At 36.3% G+C, this 4,376-nt stretch carries 3 protein-coding genes; all 3 read right to left on the minus strand.

The window, feature by feature from the left end; genetic code table 11:
- Positions 1-104: 104 nt before the first annotated feature.
- Positions 105-1,730: an ABC-F family ATP-binding cassette domain-containing protein gene (locus ABX784_RS15705; protein ID WP_372656012.1), complete on the minus strand. Its 1,626-nt coding sequence runs from the start codon at positions 1,728-1,730 to the stop codon at positions 105-107.
- On the minus strand, positions 1,723-3,258 hold the full coding sequence (locus ABX784_RS15710; protein ID WP_372656013.1) for a cytochrome c biogenesis protein: 1,536 nt from the start codon (positions 3,256-3,258) through the stop codon (positions 1,723-1,725). The genes ABX784_RS15705 and ABX784_RS15710 overlap by 8 nt, the downstream gene beginning before the upstream one ends.
- A gap of 14 nt (positions 3,259-3,272) precedes the next feature.
- On the minus strand, positions 3,273-4,376 hold a 1,104-nt coding region (locus ABX784_RS15715), incomplete at its 5' end, for a cytochrome c biogenesis protein ResB (RefSeq protein WP_372656014.1).

The raw sequence follows: 4,376 nt of genomic DNA on the forward strand, positions 1-4,376 counted from the left end.
CCACTTCAGGTAAGGCTTATTGAGAAGTATCTTAGTTATCAAATAGACTACGTTCTAGTTGGAATGAAAGATACTCGTTACGTAGATCAATTAGAGCATCTCTTTTAAGAGAGAGATGCTTTCTTATTTAAATAATACTTATAATTTCCAGGGTAGAGGCGAACTCCACCCTTATCAACTTCTAGTACTTGATCAGTTAATTCATGTAGAAAGTGCCTATCATGGGATACAAAAATAACTGTACCTTCATACTTCTTAAGTGCTCTCATTAAGACTTCTCTAGATGAAATATCTAAATGGTTGGTAGGCTCATCTAGTACAAGTAGATTATTATTCGATGAAAATATCACTGCAAGGACAAGTCTACTTTTCTCACCACCAGAGAGATGTTTAATCTTCTTATGAACATCATCGCCTCTAAATAAGAATGCTGCTAATAAGTTTCTTATAAATCCGTCACTGGCCTGTGGAAGGTTTTGTTGTATTTCTTCAAGAATAGTATTATTTGATTTTAAAACTTCAAGTGAGAATTGGCTAAAGTAACCTAGATTGATACTTGGCCCAAGCTTTACTTCTCCGGAAGTTGGATCTGTTTGTCCGCAAATACACTTTAGGAGAGTTGATTTACCAGCTCCGTTAACACCAACAACAGCAATCTTTTGAAGTCTGTTGATAGTCGTTGTTAAACCCTTAAATACATTTACTTCTTCGTCTTTTGAATTCTTCCAGCTTTTTGCCAGATCTTTTATAATGACAACGTCATCACTTCCCCTTGGTGGGTCTGGGAAGTCAAAGTGCATACTCTCTTCCTCTGGAGGAAGTTCAACTCTTTCAATCTTTTCAATTTTTTTTACTCTAGACTGAACTTGAGCTGCATGAGAAGCACGTGCTTTAAATTTAGCAATGAACTCTTCTTCTTTTGCGAGCATATCTTGCTGTCTTTTGTGTTCAGACTTTAGCTGCTCAAGTCTAATCTTGCTTTCTTTAACATAGAAATCATAGTTACCACTGTATGTAGTTACTCGCTTATGATTTATTTCAACGATCTTTTTTGCAACATTATTCATAAAGTCTCTATCGTGTGTTGTCATAAACACAGAGCCTTTATAATTTCTGAGCCATTCCTCTAACCACAGAATTGTTTCCATATCTAGATAGTTTGTAGGCTCATCCATAATGATTAAGTCTGGATTGATCACAAGAACTTTTGCAAGAGCAATTCTCATTTTCCATCCACCACTGAAGTCTTCAACTTTCTTATGATGATCTTCTGCGTGTATTCCTAGTCCAGAAAGTATTTCTTCTGCTCTAGACTCTAGGTCGTATCCACCAACTTTCTCAAAGTCAGTTTGCACTTCACCCATTCTTTCTAAAATTTTATTCATTTCATCTGGATCGAGGTCTGGATCACAGAGTTGTTCTTCATAGCTTCTTAACTTCACCTTCATCGCAGAGATACCTTCATCTCCCTCAACAACTTCTTCAAGTGCAGTTCTTCCTCTCATCTCTCCAACATTTTGTGAGAAATAAGATATACGAAGTCTATCTGGAATAGAGATCTGTCCCTCATCTGGACGCTCTTCTCCAATAATCATTTTAAAGAGAGTAGATTTACCTGCACCATTTGGCCCAACTAAACCAACTTTTTCTCCTGGGTTTATTTGGAAATTCACTTTCGTGTATAATGCCTCTCCACCCTGATTCTTTGTTACATTTGCAATATTAAGCATGAGTTTGGTTATCCTTTCTTGTGTAAGTTAGGGCCAATAATAATATTTGAGCAATAAAGAATGATCCTAAGAATATAGCTCCACCTTCACTAAATCCATATGAGTGAAGACCTGTCGCTAGAATGTAGTTAACTCCAAACCATGCCATCATTACACTCATAAAAGCTGCAGCGACTAGTAAGAAGAATCTCCCATTTGGTATCCAGCTAGTGTACTTACCGTGCAGAATTGCCATGTAAAGACAAAGCACAATTAGAGACCATGTTTCTTTAGGGTCCCATCCCCAGAATCTTCCCCAAGAATAGTCGGCCCAAACTCCACCAAGAATAATTCCTGCTGCAAGCATTACTGTTCCGTATTTAAGACATGTGTAAACTAAGTCACTATAGTATCTCTCATCTGCAGGACTCATAAAGAAGAATCTTTTTCTGATTAAAACTGTATTTGCTAATACCCAACTTAGAGCAAGAGCACCGTAAGAAAGGATAATTGTTGTCACGTGAGTTGATAACCAAAAGTTATCTCTAAGTACTGGTACTAGAGGAGAGATAGAGCTAGATAACATTCCTCCCGCAAAGTTTAGCATTAGAAGCGTACAAACATTATATGCTAGACCTACGAAGACGTAGATTTTTTCCTTCTTAAAATGACCAATAACTAAGGCCAAGAGTAGTGATCCGTAACCAGAGAATAGAACTGTTTCATACATATTTGTAATAGGTGCTCTTCCCGATACATAAACTCTAAATGCTAGGATTGCTGTTTGAACGATAACTGTTAGAACTGCAAAGACTAGGGCAATATTAAATTTTCTAAAAAGAGTGATTGTAATCAACCCAGCAAATGTTAGAAATAGAGCAACAAGTGGCAATTGCATTTTCACGTATGTAAGCTCAATAAGGAAATCTTTATCAACTATTTTTTCATATTGCTCTTCAGAATCTTTTAATACTTTTAAAAATGGTCGTTCACTAGTTTCTCTGGCCTTAACAACTTTTTCTTCTGTAAGGTAAGCCCCTATAGGTAGCCACGCTACATCTTCTTTTGAGTTTACAAGCGGTACAAGCCAGTTGTTTGCAGTTTTTATATCTTTATAGAGGTTGATTTTATTTAAAACCGAGGCCAAGGACTTCTTATAACTTCCGTGCTCTTCAGCTTTTTGCCACTCACTTCTTATAAGAGTTGCATTTTCTTCTAGAGAATCTAAGCTTACTCTATGTTCTCCGTCTTTAAGTTCTAAAGTCTTAATTAAGTCAACATGTTCTATGTTTGTTTTAAGATCTATCTCTGTTGGGATGCCCATTCCTTTTAAAGAAACTAAACAAAACGTCACAGTAGATGATAACTTTTCATACTTTGTTTTACCGGTTAAGTACTTAAGCATTTCGCTGGCATGTACTTTAAGTGGCTTTACTCTACCATCTTGTCTGATTGGTAGGGACTCAAGAGATTGGTCACAAAAGTGAAGATCCATTGAAAATGAACTTAGTGACATTGTTAGTAGTAATAGACTTAGTATTGTCTTCATTATTTATTCTCCGTCTAGACTTTCTCTAGGTTTAAAATATCTGCACTATTTGATTTCTTTACCTTTCTTTTATTTAAAAGGTAGTGTCCCATGGCCCCAAGTACTAAGAAGAGTGAGCCTAGATATTTAAGAGGTCGACCTTGATCGACGTTTACACTTAATGTTGAGCTATAAACACCTGTTTCAGGGTCTTGAGAGTAGCTTGCTTGGTAGAAAGTAAATCCTGCGTGCTTAAGCGGGTTGTTCATATAAATATGATGATCACTAGGACCCTTATCTGTAAATAGTTTTACAAATGATTCGTAACTCGCAGGCTTATTTGTCCCTGGATCTTTTTCCATTTTGAATTTTGTAAGCACAAACTCAAATGGGAGAGTTAGGATTTCTTTATCTAATACAAATGAAACCTTCTTTCCATTTATTCTTAGAGTTACAGGTCTGTCGTCTAAAATCCAATATTCTTTACCTAGAACTTTTATCTTCAATGCTTTAGTTTGTCCCTTAATGAGACTTCCATTTAGCTGAACTGGCATTGTTGATACTGGTCTAAATGAAGGAAACTTTGAGTCATCGTGCTTCTTTAAGACGAGATCAAGTCCCATCCAAGGTAGAGAAACTATATCGGCCTTATTGCTTAATGATTTCATCTGCCACTTATTGTCTTCATAGAAAGCTGCTTTCTGTCCAAAGAGAAATAGATTTGGCTTATCTTTAAATAACTTCTTACTAAAAACTCTTAAGTGTGAGTCTTTAATTACTTCTAGTTTCTCGTCCACAGGCCAAGGATTGAAGTCTGGAAAGAATGAGTAGAATTGACTGTTCTCTTTAACTACAAAGAACTTATTATCTTCACTCGTATTCTTTATCTCTATACCTCTGCTCTCAGGGGTGAAGCATGTACTGGCCTTACTATCCCATACTATATAACCACTAGGATTATTATCACCAAAGCACTTTGCAAGATTCTTTGGAAGGTAAGTTACATCAAGTAAACCAAGTCTCGCTGAAGCTTCAAACTCTATTGCTTCTGGATGAAGTGATAAGGTGAACACTTGAGTTACATTTGGATTTGAAAGAATATAAGTCGATGAATGAATACTGGCAGTCATTGCGTAAGG

Origin of the sequence: Halobacteriovorax sp. (assembly GCF_041587335.1) — a bacterium.
In the GTDB taxonomy this organism is placed as follows: Bacteria; Bdellovibrionota; Bacteriovoracia; order Bacteriovoracales; family Bacteriovoracaceae; genus Halobacteriovorax.

Coding starts and splice junctions, on each gene's coding strand:
- ABX784_RS15705 (WP_372656012.1), bottom strand. CDS start 1,730: ATGCTTAATATTGCAAATGTAACAAAGAATCAGGGTGGAGAGGCATTA.
- ABX784_RS15710 (WP_372656013.1), bottom strand. CDS start 3,258: ATGAAGACAATACTAAGTCTATTACTACTAACAATGTCACTAAGTTCA.